Genomic DNA, 22016 nt, shown 5'->3' on the forward strand with positions numbered 1-22016 from the left:
AATGAGCAGTACAGGCAGAACGCTGAAGTTAAAGAAACCGGAAGATAAGGCCAGCTTTGTTAGCTGGCGTTTTGCGTTGCTGTGCGGCTGTATTCTGCTGGCGCTGGGCGGCCTGCTGTCGCGGGTGGCCTGGCTGCAGGTCATCAATCCGGGCAAGCTGGTTAAAGAGGGCGATTTGCGTTCGCTGCGCGTTCAGGCCGTGCCGACCTCACGCGGGATGATCAGCGATCGCGCCGGGCGTCCGCTGGCGGTGAGTGTGCCGGTGAATGCGATCTGGGCGGATCCCAAAGAGCTACACGCCGGGGGCGGTGTGACGCTGGACAGCCGCTGGAAGGCACTGTCCGATGCGCTCTCGATTCCGCTCGATCAACTGGCGGCCCGCGTCAATGCGAATCCCAAAGGCCGCTTTGTCTATCTGGCGCGCCAGGTCAATCCGGCCATCGGCGACTACGTCAAAAAGCTCAAGTTGCCGGGTATTCATCTGCGTGAAGAGTCGCGCCGCTACTATCCTGCCGGCCAGGTGACCTCCCATCTGATTGGCTTTACCAATATCGACGGCCAGGGCATTGAAGGCATCGAAAAGAGCTTTGACAAGTGGCTGACTGGCGCGCCGGGCGAAAGAACGGTACGTAAAGATCGCTATGGCCGGGTTATCGAAGATATCTCTTCCGTGGACAGCCGGGCGGCCCACAACCTCACGCTCAGTATCGATGAGCGCCTCCAGGCGCTGGTCTACCGTGAGCTGAACAATGCCGTGGCCTTCAACAAAGCGGAGTCGGGAACGGCGGTGCTGGTGGATGTGAACACGGGTGAAGTGCTGGCGATGGCCAATAGCCCTGCCTACAACCCGAATAACCTCAGCAACACCTCAAAAGATCTGATGCGCAACCGCGCGATCACCGACATTTTTGAACCTGGCTCGACCGTGAAGCCGATGGTGGTGATGACGGCATTGCAGCGCGGCGTGGTCAAAGAGAACAGCGTCCTGAATACCGTGCCGTACCGCGTCAATGGTCATGAGATCAAGGACGTCGCACGCTACAACGAACTGACCCTGACAGGGGTTTTACAGAAGTCGAGTAACGTCGGTGTTTCACGTCTGGCGTTAGCGATGCCCTCCTCAGCGCTGGTAGAAACTTACGCGCGTTTTGGGCTGGGCAAACCGACCAATTTGGGGCTGGTCGGGGAAAGCAGTGGCTTATACCCTAAAAAACAACGGTGGTCTGACATAGAGAGGGCCACCTTCTCTTTCGGCTATGGGCTAATGGTAACGCCGTTACAGTTAGCGCGAGTCTACGCAACGATTGGCAGCTATGGCATCAACCGTCCGCTGTCGATCACCAAAGTTGATCCCCCCGTCGCAGGTCAGCGCGTTTTCGATGAATCACTGGTGAAGACCGTGATGCACATGATGGAAAGCGTGGCGCTGCCCGGTGGCGGTGGCGTTAAAGCGGCCATTAAAGGCTACCGGATTGCGATAAAAACCGGTACGGCGAAAAAGGTCGGTCCGGATGGACGCTATGTTAACAAATATATTGCTTATACCGCAGGCGTAGCGCCTGCCAGTCGTCCCCGATTTGCGCTGGTGGTGGTGATCAACGATCCCCAGGCCGGCAAGTATTACGGTGGTGCGGTTTCCGCACCGGTGTTTGGTGCCATCATGGGCGGCGTACTGCGCACCATGAACATCGAGCCGGATGCGTTACCGACGAATGATAAGAACGAGCTGGTGACTAACAGAAGTGAGGAAACAAGTGACAGATCGTAACCTGCGCGACGTACTCGGCCCCTGGGTGCCAGGCGCGCCGGCGCGCCCTTTGCGCGACATGACCCTGGACAGCCGCCTGGCGGCTTCTGGCGATCTGTTTGTCGCTGTTGCAGGCCACCAGGTCGACGGACGCCGTTTTATTCCACAAGCGATTGCGCAGGGCGTGTCGGCAGTGGTAGCGGAAGCCGAGGGCGAAGCGGCTGATGGCGAAATCCGCGAAATACACGGTGTGCCCGTTATCTATCTGACGCAGCTGCCTCAGCGCCTGTCGGCGCTGGCAGGCCGTTTTTATCAGCAGCCGGGCGAAAAGCAGACGCTGATTGGCGTCACCGGCACTAACGGTAAAACCACGACTACACAGCTGCTGGCGCAGTGGGCGGCGCTGCTGGGTGAAACCAGCGCGGTCATGGGCACCGTCGGCAATGGACTGGTCGGTCACTTATCGGCGACGGAAAACACCACGGGTTCGGCGGTTGATGTTCAGCATCTGCTGCACGATCTGGCCGCAAAAGGGGCGACCCTGACTGCGATGGAAGTCTCGTCGCACGGTCTGGTACAGCATCGCGTGGCGGCACTGCCGTTTGCCGCTGCGGTCTTTACCAATCTCAGCCGCGATCATCTCGATTATCACGGCGATATGCAGGGTTACGAGTCAGCCAAATGGTTGTTGTTTTCTGAACACCACGTCGGCCAGGCGATCCTGAACGCGGATGATGAGGTTGGCCGCCGCTGGCTGGCGCGTTTACCCGATGCCGTAGCCGTCACCCTGGAAGACAACCTTCAGCCGGGCTGTCATGGCCGCTGGCTGAAAGCCGAGGCAGTGACTTATCACGATAACGGTGCGCACATCCGTTTCAGCTCCAGCTGGGGCAATGGCGAGATCGTCAGCCCGCTGCTGGGCGCCTTCAACGTCAGCAACCTGATGCTGGCGCTGGCAACGCTGCTGTCGCTGGGTTATCCGCTGGCCACGCTGGTCAGCGTGGCGCCACAGCTGCAGCCGGTCAACGGGCGCATGGAAGTCTTCAGCGCCGCAGGAAAACCCACGGTGGTAGTGGACTATGCCCATACACCAGATGCGCTGGAAAAGGCGCTGGAAGCGGCCCGCCTGCACTGCAAAGGCAGGCTCTGGTGCCTGTTTGGCTGTGGCGGCGATCGTGATAAAGGTAAACGTCCGCTGATGGGCGCGATCGCAGAGCAGTATGCGGATGTCGTGGTCATTACGGATGACAACCCGCGTAGCGAAGATCCACAGGCGATTGTGAACGACATTCTGACCGGCCTGCTGGACCCGGGGCGTGCCCGCGTGGTCGCGGGCCGCGCGCAGGCGGTGACGAACACCGTTATGCAGGCGCAGCCCGATGATATCGTGCTGGTGGCCGGCAAAGGCCATGAAGATTATCAGATCATCGGCAATCGCCGTCTCGACTACTCCGATCGTGCCACCGTGGCGGCACTGCTGGGAGGCGCAGCATGATCCCGGTTTCATTACAGACGCTGGCGCAGATCACCGGCGGCACGCTGCACGGCAGCGATCTGACGCTGAACGATGTGACCACCGACACCCGCCGCGTGACCGCAGGCAGCCTGTTTGTCGCACTGGTCGGCGAACGTTTTGATGCTCATGACTTTGCCGCTGACGCGATTGCCAGTGGTGCAGAGGCTTTGCTGGTGAGTAAGCATTTACCTGTGGCTGTGCCACAGGTGGTGGTGGCGGATACCCGTATTGCCTTTGGCAGACTGGGCGCGTGGGTTCGTCAGCGGTCCACCGCGCGTGTGGTGGCGCTGACCGGCTCCTCCGGCAAGACCTCAGTTAAAGAGATGACAGCCGCTATTCTGCGTCAGTGTGGTGAAACGCTCTACACGGCGGGTAACCTGAACAACGATTATGGCGTGCCGATGACACTGCTGCGGCTGACCGCAGCGCATCAGTATGCGGTGATCGAACTGGGTGCCAATCATCAGGGCGAAATCGCCTACACCACCGATCTGGTGAAGCCGGAAAGCGCGCTGGTGAATAACCTGGCCGCCGCCCATCTGGAAGGCTTTGGTTCACTGCAAGGTGTCGCCAAAGCCAAAGGGGAGATTTTCCAGGGCTTACCGGCGCGGGGAATTGCGATCCTGAACGCCGGGAGCAACGACTGGCCCAACTGGCAGCACACATTGCAGGATAAAACGGTGTGGCGCTTCTCGCCGCAGGCGGCAGAATGTGATTTTTCTGCCCATGACATCCGCATCGCGCAGGATGGCACCCATTTCGTGATGAAGACGCCGCGCGGCACGGTCGACATTGTGCTGCCTCTGCCAGGACGTCACAACATCGCTAACGCCCTGGCGGCGGCGGCGCTGGCGCTGTCAGTAGATGCTCCGCTCAGCGCTGTTCAGCAGGGACTCAGAAACCTGCAGTCGATGCCGGGCCGCCTGTTCCCGGTTCGTCTCTCTGCGAACCAGCTGCTGCTGGATGACAGCTACAACGCCAACGTCGGGTCGATGACCGCTGCCGCGCAGGTGCTCTCAGAGATGCCCGGCTATCGGGTGCTGGTCGCAGGTGACATGGCGGAACTGGGTGACGAAACAGAAAAATGTCATCGCGAAGTCGGGGATGCGGCGCGTGAAGCTGGTATCGATCGTGTGCTGACTACCGGCAAATTCAGCCATTTCATCAGCGAAAGCAGCGGAGTTGGCGAACATTTCAGCGATAAGACGGCGCTGACTGAACGTTTGCGTCAGTTGTTGTCCGAACACTCAGAAATTACTGTCTTGATAAAAGGTTCACGTAGTGCCGCCATGGAGCAGGTAGTACAGAGCTTAAAGGAGAAAGGAACATGTTAGTTTGGCTGGCCGAGCATCTGGTCGCTTTTTATTCCGGCTTTAACGTCTTTTCGTATCTGACGTTTCGCGCCATTGTCAGCCTGCTGACCGCATTATTTCTCTCGCTCTGGATGGGGCCGCGCCTGATCGCCTGGCTGCAGAAATTACAGATTGGCCAGGTCGTCCGTAATGACGGCCCGGAGTCGCACTTCAGCAAGCGCGGCACGCCGACCATGGGCGGCATTATGATCCTGACCTCCATTACCGTCTCCGTGCTGATGTGGGCCTATCCCTCGAATCCGTACGTCTGGTGTGTCCTGTTCGTGCTGATCGGCTTCGGCATCATCGGCTTTGTTGATGACTACCGCAAAGTGGTGCGCAAAGACACCAGGGGGCTGATTGCGCGCTGGAAATATTTCTGGATGTCGGTGATTTCGCTGGGCGTAGCCTTCGGACTCTATGCGGCAGGCAAAGATACGCCTGCGACCCAGCTGGTGGTGCCTTTCTTCAAAGACATCATGCCGCAGCTGGGTCTGTTTTATGTGCTGCTGGCCTACTTTGTGATTGTCGGCACGGGTAACGCGGTCAACCTGACCGATGGCCTGGATGGTCTGGCTATCATGCCAACCGTGTTTGTCGCAGCAGGCTTTGCGCTGGTGGCCTGGGCCACCGGTAACGTCAAGTTTGCGGAGTACCTGCACATCCCTTATCTGCGTCACGCAGGTGAGCTGGTGATCGTCTGCACCGCCATCGTCGGGGCAGGGCTGGGCTTCCTGTGGTTTAACACCTATCCGGCTCAGGTCTTTATGGGTGATGTGGGCTCGCTGGCGCTGGGCGGCGCACTGGGCACCATCGCCGTGCTGCTGCGTCAGGAATTTTTGCTGGTGATTATGGGCGGCGTGTTTGTGGTTGAAACGCTGTCGGTGATCCTGCAGGTGGGATCGTTCAAATTACGCGGCCAGCGTATTTTCCGCATGGCGCCGATCCATCACCACTATGAACTCAAAGGCTGGCCGGAACCGCGCGTGATTGTGCGCTTCTGGATTATTTCGCTAATGCTGGTGCTGATTGGCCTGGCCACGCTGAAGGTGCGTTAATCATGGCTGACTATCGGGGTAGAAAAGTCGTCATCATCGGGCTGGGCCTGACCGGGCTCTCCTGTGTTGATTTCTTTTTGACGCAGGGCGTAACGCCTCGCGTGATGGATACCCGTGTCTCGCCGCCGGGGCTGGATAAACTGCCCGGGCAGGTTGAACGTCATCTGGGCGGAATCAACGCCGACTGGCTGCTGGCCGCTGACCTGATTGTGGCCAGCCCGGGCATCGCGCTGGCGCACCCGATTCTCAGCGAAGCGGTCGAGGCCGGTATCGAAATCGTTGGCGACATCGAGCTGTTCTGCCGCGAGGCGCAGGCGCCGATCGTCGCTATTACCGGCTCCAACGGCAAAAGCACTGTCACCACGCTGGTTGGTGAGATGGCAAAAGCGGCAGGCTGGCAGGTGGGCGTCGGTGGCAACATTGGCCTGCCCGCGCTGAGTCTGCTGCAGTCTCCCGCACAGCTCTATGTGCTGGAGCTCTCCAGCTTCCAGCTGGAAACCACCTACAGTCTTAACGCGGCGGCAGCCACCGTGCTGAATGTCAGCGAAGATCACATGGATCGTTATCCGCTGGGGATGCAGCAGTATCGCGCGGCCAAGCTGCGGATCTACGAGAACGCCCGGACCTGTGTCGTAAACGCTGATGATGCGCTGACGATGCCGGTGCGTGGCGCAGATAAGCGCTGCATCAGTTTTGGTATCGATGTCGGCGACTATCACCTCAACAAGCAGCAGGGCAGTATCTGGCTGCGGGTAAAGGGTGAGAAAGTGCTGAACACAGCTGAAATGAAGATGGTGGGGCAGCACAACTATGCGAATGCGCTGGCCGCGCTGGCGCTGGCCGATGCGGTCGGGCTGCCTCGTGCTTCCAGTCTGGCTGCCCTGACGCAGTTCAGCGGCCTGGCGCACCGTTTCCAGCTGGTCCATGAACATCAGGGCGTGCGCTGGGTTAATGACTCCAAAGCCACCAACGTCGGCAGTACCGAAGCGGCACTGAATGGTCTGCAGGTGGAGGGAACCTTGTGGCTGCTGATGGGCGGGGATGGAAAGTCTGCCGACTTCTCACCACTGATTCCCTGGCTGCAGGGCGACCATATCCGCCTCTACTGCTTTGGTCGCGATGGGGATGCGCTGGCGGCACTGCGTCCGGAGATTGCCGTGCGCACGGAGACGCTGCGTCAGGCAATGGAGCAGATTGCGCCGCAGGTCAGCGCCGGCGATATGGTACTGCTGTCACCTGCCTGCGCCAGCCTCGACCAGTTCCGTAACTTTGAGCAGCGCGGCGAGCAGTTCGCGCAACTGGCGAAGGAGCTGAGCTGATGCGTATTCCCGGTGCCGGAGTGGCGCAATTCTTTGCCGGACGACTGAAAGACTGGGTTATGGGCGCACGCGAGAGCGATGACACGTCGCTGGTGCTCTATGACCGCACGCTGTTATGGCTGACGCTGGGCCTGGCGGTGATCGGTTTTGTGATGGTGACATCGGCCTCTATGCCGGTCGGTCAGCGTCTGAATGATGACCTGTTCTATTTTGCCAAGCGTGATGCGTTCTATATCGCGCTGGCCTTTGGGATGGCGCTGGTAACGCTGCGGGTGCCGATGGATTTCTGGCAACGCTATAGCAATGTGATGCTGATGGTGACGGTGGCGATGCTGCTGATTGTTCTGGTGGTCGGTAGCTCCGTTAACGGGGCCTCGCGCTGGATTGCGCTGGGGCCGCTGCGTATTCAGCCTGCCGAGTTGTCGAAACTCTCTCTGTTCTGCTATCTCGCCAGCTACCTGGTTCGCAAAGTGGAAGAGGTGCGAAACAACTTCTGGGGCTTCTGTAAGCCGATGGGCGTGATGGTGGTGCTGGCGGTCTTACTGCTGGCGCAGCCCGACCTCGGTACGGTCGTCGTGCTGTTTGTGACGACGCTGGCGATGCTGTTTCTGGCGGGCGCCAAACTGTGGCAGTTCATGGCCATCATCGGATCCGGTATTTTTGCGGTGATCCTGCTGATCATCGCAGAACCTTACCGTATGCGCCGTGTGACCTCATTCTGGAATCCGTGGGAAGATCCTTTTGGCAGCGGCTATCAGCTGACGCAGTCGCTGATGGCATTTGGTCGCGGAGAGTTCTGGGGCCAGGGACTGGGTAACTCCGTCCAGAAGCTGGAATATCTGCCGGAAGCGCATACCGACTTTATTTTCGCCATCATCGGGGAAGAACTCGGCTACGTCGGTGTGGTATTGGCACTTTTAATGGTATTCTTCGTCGCTTTTCGTGCGATGTCGATTGGTCGCCGTGCGCTGGAGCTGGATCAGCGTTTCTCTGGTTTTCTGGCCTGTTCGATCGGTGTCTGGTTCAGCTTCCAGGCGCTGGTTAACGTCGGGGCTGCCGCGGGCATGTTGCCGACCAAAGGTCTGACGTTACCGCTGATCAGTTACGGTGGGTCGAGTCTGATCATCATGTCGACGGCCATCGTCTTTTTATTACGCATAGATTATGAAACGCGCCTGGCGAAAGCGCAGGCGTTTACCCGAGGTGGTCGATGAGCGGTAAGCGATTGATGGTGATGGCAGGCGGAACCGGTGGGCATGTCTTTCCCGGTCTGGCTGTCGCCCATCATCTGATGGAGCAGGGCTGGGAGGTTCGCTGGCTGGGTACGGCTGACCGTATGGAAGCCGATCTGGTGCCGAAGCATGGCATCGACATCGACTTTATCCGCATCAGCGGATTGCGCGGCAAAGGCCTGAAAGCTCTCCTGCAGGCACCGCTGCGCATTTTCAACGCATGGCGTCAGGCGCGTCGCATCATGAAAGCCTGGCAGCCGGATGTCGTACTGGGCATGGGCGGCTACGTTTCCGGCCCTGGCGGTCTGGCGGCCTGGAGTTGCGGAATTCCGGTGGTGCTGCATGAGCAGAATGGCATCGCCGGACTGACCAACAAGTGGCTGTCGAAAATCGCCACCAAAGTGCTGCAGGCCTTCCCGGGCGCATTCCCCGCCGCTGACGTGGTAGGGAACCCGGTGCGTACCGATGTGCTGGCGCTGCCGTTGCCTGCACAGCGGATGGCCAATCGTCATGGCCCCGTGCGGGTGCTGGTGATTGGCGGCAGTCAGGGCGCACGGATACTGAACCAGACCCTGCCGCAGGTGGCGGCGCGGGTGGGTAATGAGATCACCCTGTGGCATCAGACCGGTAAAGGGGCGCTGCCCGAAACGGAGAAAGCCTATCAGCAGGCCGGCCAGACCCAGCACCGGGTGACCGAGTTTATTGACGATATGGCGGCCGCCTATGACTGGGCGGACCTGGTGGTGTGTCGCTCGGGTGCGTTAACCGTGAGCGAGGTCGCTGCCGCAGGTTTACCGGCGATTTTTGTGCCGTTTCAGCATAAAGATCGCCAGCAGTACTGGAATGCGCTGCCGCTGGAGAAAGCGGGCGCCGCCAGAATTTTTGAGCAGCCGCAATTTACTGCGGAGGCCGTCGCGGATCAGCTCCGCCACTGGGATCGCGCAACACTGCTGACGATGGCTGAACAGGCCCGTCACGTGGCGATCCCCGATGCGACCGAACGTGTCGCTCAGGAAGTGGCTCGCGCCGCAAAGTAATCATTCCGGTCAGCGCGTCTGACCTGTACCCGGAGCGGGTACAAACTGAAAGAGCAGGTAATTGAGAGCGATGAATACACAACAATTGGCAAAACTGCGTTCTATTGTGCCCGAGATGCGTCGCGTCCGGCACATTCACTTTGTCGGCATCGGTGGTGCGGGCATGGGCGGTATTGCCGAAGTGTTAGCAAATGAAGGCTACCACATCAGCGGTTCAGATCTGGCCCCTAACCCGGTGACACAGCATCTGACCGGACTGGGTGCCACCATTTATTTTAACCATCGCCCTGAGAACGTCACTGATGCCAGCGTGGTCGTGGTTTCCAGCGCCGTTTCGCAGGACAACCCTGAGCTGGTGGCGGCTCGCGAACAGCGTATCCCGGTGATCCGCCGCGCGGAGATGCTGGCTGAGCTGATGCGCTTCCGTCACGGCATCGCCGTTGCCGGCACGCATGGCAAAACCACTACCACGGCGATGGTGTCCAGTATTTATGCGGAAGCGGGCCTCGATCCGACCTTCGTTAACGGCGGCCTGGTGAAAGCCGCAGGCACCCATGCCCGCCTGGGTAACAGCCGCTATCTGATTGCCGAAGCGGATGAGAGCGATGCGTCGTTCCTGCATCTGCAGCCGATGGTGGCGATTGTGACCAATATCGAAGCGGACCACATGGACACCTATCAGGGCGACTTCGAGAACCTGAAGCAGACGTTTATTAACTTCCTGCACAACCTGCCGTTTTACGGTCGCGCAGTGATGTGCGTGGATGATGCAGTGATCCGTGACCTGATCCCGCGCGTGGGGCGCCACATCACCACGTACGGTTTCAGCGACGATGCGGATCTGCGTATTGAGAACTACGAGCAGCAGGGCGCGCAGGGCCATTTCACCCTGATCCGTCAGGATAAAGCGCCGCTGAAGATTACGCTGAACGCGCCAGGCCGTCACAACGCCCTGAACGCGGCGGCCGCCGTCGCTGTCGCCAGCGAAGAGGGCATTGAAGATAATGCGATCCTGGCCGCGCTGGAAAGTTTCCAGGGCACCGGTCGTCGCTTTGATCTGCTGGGCGAGTTCCCGACCGGGCCGGTCAATGGTCAGCCAGGCAGCGCGATGCTGGTGGATGATTACGGTCACCATCCCACCGAAGTGGATGCGACGATCAAAGCCGCGCGCGCAGGCTGGCCGGACAGGAAGCTGGTGATGGTGTTTCAGCCGCACCGCTACAGCCGGACCCGCGACCTGTTCGACGATTTTGCCAACGTGCTGTCGCATGTGGATGTGCTGCTGATGCTGGATGTTTACTCTGCCGGTGAAACCGCCATTCCAGGCGCTGACAGCCGTTCACTGTGCCGTGCGATTCGTAATCGTGGCAAGGTCGATCCGATCCTGGTCCCGGAACATGACGCTCTGCCGGAGATGCTGGCGCCGCTGCTGTCAGGTAACGACCTGATTCTGGTTCAGGGTGCCGGAAACGTCGGCAAAGTGGCGCGCAAGCTGGCGGAGAGTAAACTCCAGCCGGCGCCTGCAGCGGAGGATCGTCATGGCTGATAAAGTTGCCGTATTAATGGGCGGCACCTCGGCAGAGCGCGAGGTTTCGCTGAATTCAGGCCAGGCCGTCGTCGCCGGCTTGCGGGAAATGGGCATTGATGCTCATGGCATCGACACCCGTGACGTCTCTGTGCTGACGCTGAAAGAGCAGGGCTTCACCAAAGTCTTTATCGCGCTGCATGGCCGGGGCGGAGAAGATGGCACGCTGCAGGCCGTGCTGGAGTTTCTGCAACTGCCTTACACCGGCAGCGGCGTGATGGCCTCGGCGGTGACCATGGACAAGTTGCGCACCAAACTGCTGTGGCAGGGGCGTGGCTTACCTTCAGGCCGCTTTGTCTGGCTGACGCGTCAGCAGCGTGATGCCGGGCTGGATGCCGCGTGTCACGTGGAGATTGCGGCGCTGGGCTTGCCGCTGTTTGTGAAGCCTGCCTGCGAAGGGTCCAGCGTGGGCATCAGCCGGGTCAACGATCTGAGCGCCCTGCCTGCTGCGCTGGAACTGGCGTTTAAGCACGACGACGATGTGCTGGTCGAGGCGTTTCTCCGCGGCGCGGAGTATACCGTGGCGATTGTGGGCGATCGCATCCTGCCAGCCATCGAAATAAAGAGCGCCAGCGAGTTCTATGATTATGAAGCAAAATACATTTCTGACGATACTCAGTATCTCTGCCCGGCGGAGTTAAGCGCTGAGCGTGAGGCGGAATTACAGCAGCTGGTGCTGGCTGCCTGGCGTGCGCTGGGATGCAGCGGCTGGGGACGGATAGATGTGATGACCGATGGGGCAGGGAACTTCCAGCTTCTGGAGGCAAATACCTCGCCGGGCATGACCAGTCACAGCCTGGTGCCGATGGCGGCAAAACAGGCGGGCATGCCTTTCCCGCAGCTGGTTGCCCACATTCTGGAGCTGGCCGACTGATATGTCACAGGCGGCGATGAGAGTTCGAAACCGTGAACCGCAGGAGCGTATTCGCACTGGCCGCAGTAACGGAGCCCGACTGTTCGGCATTATTTTTCTGCTGACCGTTATCGGGATTATGGTGGCTGGCGGACTGGCGGTGCTGAAGTGGATGAACGATGCGTCCCGACTGCCACTGTCAAAGCTGGTGGTGACAGGGCAGACGCACTACACCACGCACGATGATATTCGCCAGGCCATTTTATCGCTGGGCCCGCCCGGCACCTTTATGTCTCAGAACGTGGACATCCTGCAGCAGCAGATTGAGCGGCTGCCCTGGATTAAGCAGGTCAGCGTACGTAAGCAGTGGCCGGATGAGCTGAAAATCCATCTGGTCGAGTACACGCCAGTGGCGCGCTGGAACGATTTGCACATGGTGGATGCCGAAGGGGTCTCCTTCAGCGTACCCGCCAGTCATGTCGGCAAAGAGGTACTGCCGATGTTGTATGGGCCGGAAGGGAGCGAGAAAGAGGTCCTGGCGGGCTATCACAGTATGGATGATGTGCTGAAAGCCCGGAAGTTTACGCTGAAGGTGGCGTCGATGACGGCCAGGCGTTCATGGCAACTGGTCACCAGCGATGATATCCGCATCGAGCTGGGACGCAGCGACACGATGAAACGACTGAATCGCTTTATTGAGCTCTATCCGGTGCTGCAGCAGCAGGGGCAGAACGAGAGCAAACGTATCAGCTACGTGGATTTGCGATACGACTCGGGTGCTTCTGTGGGCTGGACACCGGTCGTGATGGAGCCACAGGACAGTAATCAGCAACAGAACCAGGCACAGGCTAAACAACAATGATCAAGGCAACGGACAGAAAACTGGTAGTTGGACTCGAAATCGGCACTGCGAAGGTTGCCGCCCTGGTTGGGGAAATTCTGCCCGATGGTATGGTCAACATTATTGGGGTGGGCAGCTGCCCGTCCCGCGGTATGGATAAAGGTGGCGTAAATGACCTTGAGTCGGTGGTGAAATGCGTTCAGCGCGCCATCGACCAGGCTGAGCTGATGGCAGACTGCCAGATCTCCTCCGTCTACCTTGCTTTATCGGGCAAACATATCAGTTGTCAGAACGAAATCGGGATGGTTCCGATTTCCGAAGAGGAAGTGACTCAGGATGATGTGGAGAACGTCGTACATACCGCGAAGTCGGTTCGTGTGCGTGACGAGCATCGCATCCTGCACGTCATCCCTCAGGAGTACGCCATCGACTACCAGGAAGGGATCAAAAACCCGGTGGGTCTGTCCGGTGTACGTATGCAGGCGAAAGTGCATCTGATCACCTGTCACAACGACATGGCAAAAAACATCGTCAAAGCCGTTGAGCGGTGCGGACTGAAAGTGGACCAGCTGATTTTTGCCGGTCTCGCCTCCAGTTTTGCCGTACTGACTGAAGATGAACGTGAGCTGGGCGTGTGTGTTGTCGACATTGGTGGCGGTACAATGGACATTGCCGTATATACCGGCGGCGCTTTGCGGCACACTAAGGTGATTCCTTATGCAGGTAACGTTGTGACCAGCGACATCGCCTATGCGTTTGGTACACCGCCGACGGATGCTGAAGCGATCAAAGTGCGCCATGGCTGCGCGCTGGGCTCGATTGTCGGCAAAGATGAGAACGTTGAAGTGCCAAGCGTGGGCGGACGTCCACCGCGCAGCCTGCAGCGTCAGACGCTGGCCGAAGTGATTGAGCCGCGTTACACCGAACTTTTGAATCTGGTCAATGACGAGATTCTGCAGTTACAGGAACAACTGCGTCAGCAGGGCGTGAAGCATCACCTGGCCGCAGGCATTGTCCTGACCGGGGGCGCTGCGCAAATCGAAGGACTGGCGGCCTGTGCGCAACGCGTATTCCATACGCAGGTGCGTATCGGACAGCCGCTGAATATTACCGGCCTGACTGACTATGCGCAGGAGTCGTACTACTCCACCGCGGTGGGACTGTTGCACTATGGCAAAGAGTCGCATCTGAACGGTGATGCAGAGACCGAAAAACGTGTCTCAGTAGGCAACTGGTTCAAGCGCATTAACAGTTGGTTGAAAAAAGAGTTTTAATTTTTGTGAAAGGGGATCATGCTGTTTTCTTTTGTGATCTCCAGGCGACAGGCACATAACGGAGAGAAATCATGTTTGAACCTATGGAATTAACCAACGACGCGGTGATTAAAGTCATCGGCGTCGGTGGCGGCGGCGGCAACGCCGTAGAGCACATGGTACGCGAGCGTATCGAAGGTGTGGAATTCTTTGCTGTGAATACCGACGCGCAAGCGCTGCGTAAAACAGCCGTCGGCCAGACCATCCAGATCGGTAATAACATTACCAAGGGTCTGGGTGCGGGTGCGAACCCGGAAGTGGGCCGTAACTCTGCAGAAGAAGATCGCGAAGCACTGCGTTCTGCGCTGGAAGGGGCAGACATGGTGTTCATCGCAGCCGGCATGGGCGGCGGTACCGGAACCGGTGCTGCACCTGTGGTCGCTGAAGTGGCTAAGGATCTGGGTATCCTGACGGTGGCTGTCGTCACCAAGCCGTTCAATTTCGAAGGCAAAAAACGCATGGCGTTTGCCGAGCAGGGGATCGCTGAACTCTCTAAGCATGTCGATTCACTGATTACCATTCCAAACGACAAGCTGCTGAAAGTGCTGGGTCGTGGTATCTCTCTGCTGGATGCATTTGGTGCGGCGAACGACGTGCTGAAAGGCGCTGTCCAGGGTATTGCCGAGCTGATCACCCGTCCGGGCCTGATGAACGTCGACTTTGCTGACGTACGCACTGTGATGTCCGAAATGGGCTATGCGATGATGGGTTCCGGCGTCGCGTGCGGTGAAGATCGTGCAGAAGAAGCGGCTGAAATGGCCATCTCAAGCCCACTGCTGGAAGATATCGATCTCTCTGGCGCACGCGGCGTGCTGGTCAACATTACCGCGGGCTTCGACCTGCGTCTGGATGAGTTCGAAACCGTGGGTAACACCATCCGCGCCTTCGCGTCTGATAACGCGACCGTCGTGATCGGTACCTCACTGGATCCGGAAATGAATGACGAACTGCGCGTCACCGTCGTGGCAACCGGTATCGGCATGGACAAGCGTCCTGAAATCACGCTGGTCACCAACAAGCCAGCCAGCCAGCCCGTGATGGATCATCGCTATCAGCAGCACGGTATGTCACCGCTGCCGCAGGAGCAGAAACCGGCGGCTAAAGTGGTTAACGAGCAGCCAGCACAGTCGAATAAAGAGCCCGACTATCTTGATATCCCGGCCTTTTTACGTAAGCAGGCCGATTAGGATTAACCCTATAATTGGGATTCTCCGCTCTTTGTGCTAAAGTGTCTGCCCGCTGGTAAAGTATACTGGCGGTCGGAAAGGTGATACTGCGAGATAATGCGATGATCAAACAAAGGACATTAAAACGTATTGTTCAGGCGACTGGCGTCGGTTTGCATACCGGCAAGAAAGTCACCCTGACACTACGCCCTGCGTCGGCTAACACCGGGGTCATCTATCGTCGCACCGACTTGAATCCACCGGTAGATTTTCCGGCTGATGCAAAATACGTGCGCGACACCATGCTGAGCACCTGCCTGGTGAACGATGATGGCGTGCGTATTTCAACGGTTGAACACCTCAATGCCGCCCTGGCGGGTCTGGGTATCGACAACATTATTGTTGAAGTCGATGCGCCAGAGATCCCGATCATGGATGGCAGCGCAGCACCGTTCATCTATCTGCTGATGGATGCGGGTATCGAGCAGCTGAACAGCGCGAAGAAATTTGTGCGCGTTAAGCAGGCCGTGCGTGTGGAAGAGGGTGATAAATGGGCTGAGATCAAGCCGTACAACGGTTTCTCGCTCGACTTCACCATCGATTTCAAACACCCGGCGATCGACTCCAGCTCACAGCGCTATGCGATGAACTTCTCTGCTGACGCCTTTGTTCGTCAAATCAGCCGGGCGCGTACATTTGGCTTTATGCGTGAAATCGAATATCTGCAGTCTAAAGGCCTGTGCCTGGGCGGTAGCTTAGATTGTGCGATAGGTCTGGATGATTTCCGCGTACTGAATGAAGAAGGCCTGCGTTTTGAAGACGAGTTCGTCCGTCACAAAATGCTGGACGCCATCGGCGACTTGTTTATGTGTGGCCATAACATCATTGGCGCATTCACTGCGTTCAAATCGGGTCACGCGCTGAATAACAAGCTGCTGCAGGCGGTTCTGGCGAAGCAGGAAGCCTGGGAATGGGCAACCTTCGAAGACGAAGCGGAACTGCCGCTGGCATTCAAAGCACCGAATCTGGTTCTGGCTTAACTGCCCTGGAACGTGAAACGGCTGGTTATGCTGACACCCTCTCCGGTCAGCGGCACCAGCCGTTTTTTTTCGCCCCGCCTGTCTCTTCCGAACGCTGCGACTGCGGCTGCAAAACGCGATTTACGCTGCTGAATTGCTGAGCAATCATGCGTGTTTTCTCACACCGCCACTTTAATCTCAGGTGTGGATGCCCCACATTAATGTTACTATCTGTGGCACTTTTACAGGCTTAAATCCGTTGCGCTTTGCGGCGGGTACATAAAACATGAGCGCAGCACGGTATGCGCGACGGAAAGGTTGTGATCGGGATTCTTCAGCGCTGGCGACAATTAGGTAGACGCTATTTCTGGCCTCATCTCCTGTTGGGGATGGTTGCGGCCAGCTTTGGCCTGCCAGCCTGCGCGCAAAGCTCAGAACTCAACGCGTCGTCTGAATCGCCCGCCAGCAGCCTGTTCCTGGGCAACGCTACGCGTTTTGACCACCTGATCCGGTTTCAGGATACGTCCCGGCGCCCGAGCTTCAGCGTTGACTACTGGCACCAGCACGCTATCCGCACCGTTATCCGTCATCTCTCTTTTACGCTGACGCCACAGGCGCAGGCGGAGCAGCAGCCATTGCCGCTGGCGGCACAAAAGCTGGCACTGATTGACTCGCTGCACAATTTACTGACATCTCACTCTGCGCTGCACACCGTGCCGCAGCAGCTCGCTGTTCCCCCGCTCTTTATGGCCGTTACCCGCTCCTGGGTCGAATGGCATGCCAGCGTGCATGGCATCCGCGCCGGACCTGCCCGATTGTTCTGCTAATATTTTTTGTTTTATTCACTCTGTTTAGATTTCGCAGCCCGCAATGTGCCGGCTGAATTGAGAATATATTTATTATGTTAAGCAAAATATTAACCAAGGTTTTTGGTAGCAGTAACGATCGTACTCTGCGCCGTATGCGCAAAGTGGTGGACGTCATCAACAAAATGGAGCCTGACTTCGAGAAGCTTTCTGATGATGAACTGAAAGCGAAAACCGATGAATTCCGCGAGCGCCTGAAAAAAGGGGAATCCCTGGAAAGCCTGATCCCGGAAGCGTTTGCCACCGTGCGTGAAGCCAGTAAACGTGTATTCGGAATGCGCCACTTCGACGTGCAGCTGATTGGCGGCATGGTGCTGAACGATCGCTGCATCGCAGAGATGCGTACCGGTGAGGGTAAAACCCTGACCGCGACGCTGCCAGCCTACCTGAACGCACTCTCCGGCAAGGGCGTTCACGTGGTGACCGTCAACGACTATCTGGCTCAGCGCGATGCGGAAAACAACCGTCCACTGTTCGAGTTCCTTGGCCTGAGCATTGGTATCAACATGTCGGGCCTGCCTGCGGTAGCGAAGCGCGAAGCCTACGCTGCAGACATTACCTACGGTACCAACAACGAGTACGGCTTCGACTACCTGCGCGACAATATGGCTTTCAGCCCGGAAGAGCGCGTACAGCGTAAACTGCACTACGCGCTGGTGGATGAGGTCGACTCCATCCTGATCGATGAAGCGCGTACGCCGCTGATTATCTCCGGTCCGGCAGAAGACAGTTCTGACCTCTACACCAAAGTGAACAAAATCATCCCTCATCTGGTTCGTCAGGATAAGGAAGATAACGAAACTCATCAGGGTGAAGGTGACTTCTGGGTCGATGAGAAAGCACGTCAGGCGCACATGTCCGAGCGCGGTCTGGTTAAGGTGGAAGAGCTGCTGGTCAGCCAGGGCATCATGGAAGCGGGAGAGTCACTCTATTCACCGACCAACATCATGCTGATGCATCACGTTACGGCGGCGCTGCGTGCGCACGCGCTCTTTACCCGCGACGTGGACTATATCGTCAAAGATGGCGAGGTCGTGATTGTTGATGAACACACCGGCCGTACCATGCAGGGTCGTCGCTGGTCCGATGGTCTGCATCAGGCGATTGAAGCGAAAGAAGGGGTAGAGATTCAGAACGAGAACCAGACGCTGGCCTCTATCACTTTCCAGAACTACTTCCGTATTTACGAGAAGCTGGCCGGTATGACCGGTACTGCAGACACTGAAGCGTTTGAATTCAGCTCCATCTATAAGCTCGACACGATTGTCGTGCCGACCAACCGTCCGATGGTGCGTAAAGATCTGGCTGACCTGGTCTACATGACTGAGAAAGAGAAGATCGACGCCATCATTGAAGATATCCGTGAGCGCACTGCTAACGGTCAGCCGGTGCTGGTGGGGACAATCTCGATTGAAAAATCGGAAGTGGTCTCCAACGAACTGACCCGTGCGGGTATCAAACACAACGTGCTGAACGCCAAGTTCCACGCCCGCGAAGCGGATATCGTGGCGCAGGCGGGTCAGCCGGGTGCGGTTACCATCGCCACCAACATGGCGGGGCGTGGTACAGACATCATGCTGGGCGGTAGCTGGCATGCCGATGTCGCGGCGCTGGAGAATCCGACCGAAGCGCAGATTGAAGAGATCAAAGCGGCGTGGAAAATCCGCCACGATGCGGTTCTGGCGTCGGGCGGTCTGCACATCGTGGGAACCGAGCGTCACGAATCGCGTCGTATCGATAACCAGCTGCGCGGTCGTGCAGGCCGTCAGGGTGACGCCGGCTCATCACGCTTCTATCTGTCGATGGAAGATGCGCTGATGCGTATCTTTGCCTCGGATCGCGTCTCTAATATGATGCGTAAACTGGGCATGAAGCCGGGCGAAGCGATTGAGCATCCGTGGGTCACCAAAGCGATTGCCAATGCCCAGCGCAAAGTTGAAAGCCGTAACTTCGATATTCGTAAGCAGCTGCTGGAATATGATGATGTAGCGAACGACCAGCGTCGTGCAATCTACAGTCAGCGTAATGAGTTGCTGGATGTCTCCGACGTGAGCGAAACCATTAACAGTATTCGCCACGATGTCTATAAAGTGACCATCGACACCTATATTCCGCCGCAGTCGCTGGAGGAGATGTGGGATGTGCCAGGGCTGGAAGAGCGTCTGCGTGCCGACTTCGATCTCGACCTGCCGATTGCGGAGTGGCTGGATAAAGAGCCGGATCTGCATGAGGAAGTGCTGCGTGAACGCATCATGGCCCGCGCGACCGAGAGCTATGCTGAGAAAGAGGAGATCGTGGGCGCAGAGATGATGCGTAACTTCGAAAAAGGCGTAATGCTTCAGACGCTGGATTCGCTGTGGAAAGAGCATCTGGCCGCGATGGACTATCTGCGTCAGGGTATCCATCTGCGTGGCTATGCGCAGAAAGATCCGAAGCAGGAGTACAAGCGTGAATCCTTCGCCATGTTTGCAGCGATGCTGGAGTCACTGAAGTATGAAGTGATCAGTACGCTGAGCAAAGTTCAGGTGCGTATGCCGGAAGAAGTGGAAGCGATGGAGCAGCAGCGTCGCGAAGAAGCCGAGCGTCTGGCACAGCAGCAGCAGCTGAGCCATGTTGAAGAAGATCTGCTGGCAGAGCCGGAGCAGCAGCAAAGCGGCGAACGCAAAGTGGGCCGCAACGATCCCTGCCCATGCGGTTCCGGTAAAAAGTACAAGCAGTGTCATGGCCGTATCGCCTGAGACTAAACGCTGAATAAAAAGGAGCCGCTGGCTCCTTTTTTTATGCCTTCCTGCAGCATCCGGCACTGCCTGAGCGGACACGGCTGCACCGGGCTAAAGCGGTTAACTTCCGCAGAGGCATGCTCTAAAATCATCACTCATTCATCGATTACAACCGGATAGTCTTCATGAAGCACCTGCAGGTTGCAGTTGGCATCATTCGCAATGCCAATAAACAGATTTTCCTTGCCCAGCGTGCGGCGAGTTCTTACATGGCGAACAAATGGGAGTTTCCTGGCGGTAAGATCGAAGCGGGCGAAAGTGCCGAACAGGGATTGATCAGGGAGCTGCACGAAGAGACGGGCATTGAGGTCACCGAAGCGCATCCGATTGGTCATGCAGATCATACCTATGACGATCTGCGTGTGACGCTGCACTTTTTCCTGGTGGAAGGGTGGAAAGGCGAGCCGTGGGGCAGAGAGGGGCAGCCACAGCGTTGGGTCGATCAGCAGGCGCTGGTGGCAGACGAGTTCCCGCCAGCCAATCACCCGCTGATTGCGCGCCTGGTGGCAGGCGAGCTCTGAGGGAGTGGGGCCGTGCGCCCCATCCTTTAATCAGTGATCCTGCTCACTCCAGCTGTCACTGTCATTCATATCATCGCTGCTGGGGATCCGTTTCTCTTCTGCGGCCCATTCGCCTAAATCAATAAGCTGGCAGCGCTTACTGCAGAAGGGACGCCAGGGGCTCAGCTCATCCCAGATCACATCTTTGCCGCACTGCGGACAGGAAACGGTCATTACATCTTGCTGCATGGTTACCTCTAACAACAGGCCAGTTGAAAATTAAGGCGGGCCGGGACTTCACCGTGCTCGCTATCAAATGGCATAAAACGGATGGCGTAACGGCTCTTGTGGCCGGATACCTGTGGATAAAGCGCATCGTCCAGTGACAGTTGCAACCGCAGCAGATCGGCCCCTTCGGCATTGTCCTGATAAAAGCCATTGAGGCTGGTCTGCAGATGGAAAGTACCGGACTGGCGAATCAGATCCAGTACCATCGCCAGTGCATGATGCAGCGGCGCCAGCGTCTGCATCCAGGCTTCAACCTGGGCATCGCGGGTCTCCTGAGGCAGATGGAGCCAGATGTGCAGGCCGGGTAAATCAAAGCTGCAGCAGCCGCCAGGGATGCTGAGCCGCTGGCGCACAAGGGCAATAAGCCGATCCTCGCGCAGCTGCTGGCCCATCCGCGGCGCATTCATCAGCTGGGTTGATTGAATCCGGAGTTTATCGCTGAGCGCGTTAACCAGTGTCATATCGACACCGGGTACATCAGCCCAGGCACGCAGCTTCTGCTGCTGGCGCTCCAGCTCCTTCAGCAGTTCTGTACGCATGTCTCCCCGCTCGAAGATGTCGAGCAGTTCGGCAATCACACGGAAAAAGGTCAGCGCATTGACTGTCTTATCCAGCGGCGTGGTTTCATCTAACTGATTAATCAGAAATTCAACCCGTAACCAGGTCCGCATTTTTTCATTCAGTGGGTGTTCGAACAGAACGGGTGTGTTCATGGTATTAATCCTGTTTCGTTGCCGCCAGCCTGAGGTAGCGCTCATGAAGTCCGGCAACCTGTGGCAAGGCGTCATCGGGCTTGCCACTGTTATCAATAATGTCATCGGCACAGGCGAGGCGCTGCTGGCGTGTGGCCTGTGCCGCAAGAATTCGTTGAGCCTGGGCGACGGAGAGGCCATCACGCTGCTGCGTGCGCGCTAACTGTGTCGCCTCATCGACATCCACCACCAGCACTCTGTCAGCCTGGTGCTGTAACTGGTTTTCCACCAGTAGCGGCACGACCCAGAGCACATAAGGTGAGGTGGCCTGCGCGATCAGCTGGCGCGTCCGGGCATTGATCAGTGGGTGGAGTAGCGCGTTTAACCAGCTTTTCTCTTCCGGCTGCTGAAAAATAATCTCGCGAAGCCGGGCGCGATCGAGCCCGCCCTGTGGCGTGACGATCGATGAACCATAGCGCGCCTGAATAGCCTGCAGAGCGGGTGTACCCGGCTCAACCACTTCACGGGCAATCAAATCCGCGTCAATAATGTCCACGCCAGACGCGGCAAATGCCCGGGCAATCGTACTTTTTCCACTGCCGATTCCCCCGGTAAGCGCGACGATATAGGGCATGTTTTTCACCTGATTTCTTATCCGGGCCGGGTTTCAGGGTAACGATCTGACAAAAAAACGCAAAAGTGGGCGTCAGATCACACCGATAAAACACAACTAAATTTAACGGATTGTAGCGTAAATAAAGTGAAATTCGCAGTCTTGTCGCAAAGCCGGAGGCGCGTATCATAAGGTCACTGGAGCTGTGCTTTTTTCGTGAAGAACGATTCATTGCCACT

Annotated in this window: 19 protein-coding genes; 16 read left to right on the top strand and 3 right to left on the bottom strand. The window is 57.6% G+C overall.

What is annotated here, in order from left to right:
* Position 1 precedes the first annotated feature (1 nt).
* The 16 genes from RT657_RS05945 to mutT all read left to right on the top strand — a co-directional run bounded on the left by RT657_RS05945 (position 2) and on the right by mutT (position 20205).
* Positions 2–1768, top strand: coding sequence for a peptidoglycan glycosyltransferase FtsI (locus RT657_RS05945; RefSeq protein WP_313653068.1), 1767 nt, complete (start codon positions 2–4; stop codon positions 1766–1768).
* Positions 1755–3242, top strand: a complete 1488-nt coding sequence (gene murE / locus RT657_RS05950) for a UDP-N-acetylmuramoyl-L-alanyl-D-glutamate--2,6-diaminopimelate ligase (RefSeq protein ID WP_313653069.1) — start codon at positions 1755–1757, stop codon at positions 3240–3242. The genes RT657_RS05945 and murE overlap by 14 nt, the downstream gene beginning before the upstream one ends.
* Positions 3239–4597, top strand: coding sequence for a UDP-N-acetylmuramoyl-tripeptide--D-alanyl-D-alanine ligase (gene murF, locus RT657_RS05955; RefSeq protein WP_313653071.1), 1359 nt, complete (start codon positions 3239–3241; stop codon positions 4595–4597). Before murE ends, murF begins: the two co-directional genes overlap by 4 nt.
* Positions 4591–5673: a phospho-N-acetylmuramoyl-pentapeptide-transferase gene (mraY, locus tag RT657_RS05960; RefSeq protein WP_313653072.1), complete on the top strand. Its 1083-nt coding sequence runs from the start codon at positions 4591–4593 to the stop codon at positions 5671–5673. Before murF ends, mraY begins: the two co-directional genes overlap by 7 nt.
* 2 nt (positions 5674–5675) lie before the next feature.
* On the top strand, positions 5676–6992 hold the full coding sequence (gene murD / locus RT657_RS05965) for a UDP-N-acetylmuramoyl-L-alanine--D-glutamate ligase (protein WP_313653074.1): 1317 nt from the start codon (positions 5676–5678) through the stop codon (positions 6990–6992).
* Positions 6992–8206: a cell division protein FtsW gene (gene ftsW, locus RT657_RS05970; RefSeq protein WP_313653075.1), complete on the top strand. Its 1215-nt coding sequence runs from the start codon at positions 6992–6994 to the stop codon at positions 8204–8206. The genes murD and ftsW overlap by 1 nt, the downstream gene beginning before the upstream one ends.
* Positions 8203–9261 (top strand): undecaprenyldiphospho-muramoylpentapeptide beta-N-acetylglucosaminyltransferase, encoded by a 1059-nt coding sequence (murG, locus tag RT657_RS05975; RefSeq protein ID WP_313653077.1) that lies wholly within the window; start codon positions 8203–8205, stop codon positions 9259–9261. The genes ftsW and murG overlap by 4 nt, the downstream gene beginning before the upstream one ends.
* Positions 9262–9331: 70 nt before the next feature.
* Complete coding sequence (murC, locus tag RT657_RS05980) at positions 9332–10807, top strand: UDP-N-acetylmuramate--L-alanine ligase (protein ID WP_313653078.1); 1476 nt, start codon at positions 9332–9334, stop codon at positions 10805–10807.
* Entirely contained in the window at positions 10800–11720 is a 921-nt protein-coding gene (locus RT657_RS05985; RefSeq protein ID WP_313653080.1) for a D-alanine--D-alanine ligase, read from the top strand. Before murC ends, RT657_RS05985 begins: the two co-directional genes overlap by 8 nt.
* Before the next feature lies 1 nt (position 11721).
* Complete coding sequence (ftsQ, locus tag RT657_RS05990) at positions 11722–12561, top strand: cell division protein FtsQ (protein ID WP_111139410.1); 840 nt, start codon at positions 11722–11724, stop codon at positions 12559–12561.
* A complete protein-coding gene (gene ftsA, locus RT657_RS05995) occupies positions 12558–13814 on the top strand; it encodes a cell division protein FtsA (RefSeq protein WP_313653081.1) in 1257 nt (418 codons plus the stop codon). Before ftsQ ends, ftsA begins: the two co-directional genes overlap by 4 nt.
* A gap of 71 nt (positions 13815–13885) precedes the next feature.
* Entirely contained in the window at positions 13886–15040 is a 1155-nt protein-coding gene (gene ftsZ / locus RT657_RS06000; RefSeq protein WP_111139411.1) for a cell division protein FtsZ, read from the top strand.
* Between the two features lie 101 nt (positions 15041–15141).
* Positions 15142–16059 carry a UDP-3-O-acyl-N-acetylglucosamine deacetylase gene (gene lpxC, locus RT657_RS06005; RefSeq protein ID WP_313653083.1) on the top strand — a complete coding sequence of 306 codons (918 nt, stop codon included), beginning with the start codon at positions 15142–15144 and terminating at the stop codon, positions 16057–16059.
* Between the two features lie 299 nt (positions 16060–16358).
* Entirely contained in the window at positions 16359–16865 is a 507-nt protein-coding gene (gene secM / locus RT657_RS06010) for a secA translation cis-regulator SecM (protein ID WP_409520974.1), read from the top strand.
* 74 nt (positions 16866–16939) lie between these two features.
* Positions 16940–19642 (top strand): preprotein translocase subunit SecA, encoded by a 2703-nt coding sequence (gene secA / locus RT657_RS06015; RefSeq protein ID WP_313653086.1) that lies wholly within the window; start codon positions 16940–16942, stop codon positions 19640–19642.
* 167 nt (positions 19643–19809) lie between these two features.
* Positions 19810–20205, top strand: coding sequence for an 8-oxo-dGTP diphosphatase MutT (mutT, locus tag RT657_RS06020; RefSeq protein ID WP_313653087.1), 396 nt, complete (start codon positions 19810–19812; stop codon positions 20203–20205).
* 30 nt (positions 20206–20235) lie between these two features.
* On the opposite strand, the gene yacG is transcribed toward mutT, so the two are convergent.
* From yacG to coaE, 3 genes are read right to left on the bottom strand one after another with little or no spacing between them, the layout of a single operon-like run.
* Positions 20236–20433: a DNA gyrase inhibitor YacG gene (gene yacG, locus RT657_RS06025; RefSeq protein ID WP_313653088.1), complete on the bottom strand. Its 198-nt coding sequence runs from the start codon at positions 20431–20433 to the stop codon at positions 20236–20238.
* Positions 20434–20441: 8 nt separating this feature from the next.
* Positions 20442–21185 (bottom strand): cell division protein ZapD, encoded by a 744-nt coding sequence (gene zapD, locus RT657_RS06030; RefSeq protein WP_313653089.1) that lies wholly within the window; start codon positions 21183–21185, stop codon positions 20442–20444.
* 4 nt (positions 21186–21189) lie between these two features.
* Positions 21190–21798, bottom strand: a complete 609-nt coding sequence (coaE, locus tag RT657_RS06035; RefSeq protein WP_313653090.1) for a dephospho-CoA kinase — start codon at positions 21796–21798, stop codon at positions 21190–21192.
* Positions 21799–22016: the final 218 nt, after the last annotated feature.

The organism is Pantoea sp. (genome assembly GCF_032114055.1).
GTDB lineage: Bacteria > Pseudomonadota > Gammaproteobacteria > Enterobacterales > Enterobacteriaceae > Pantoea.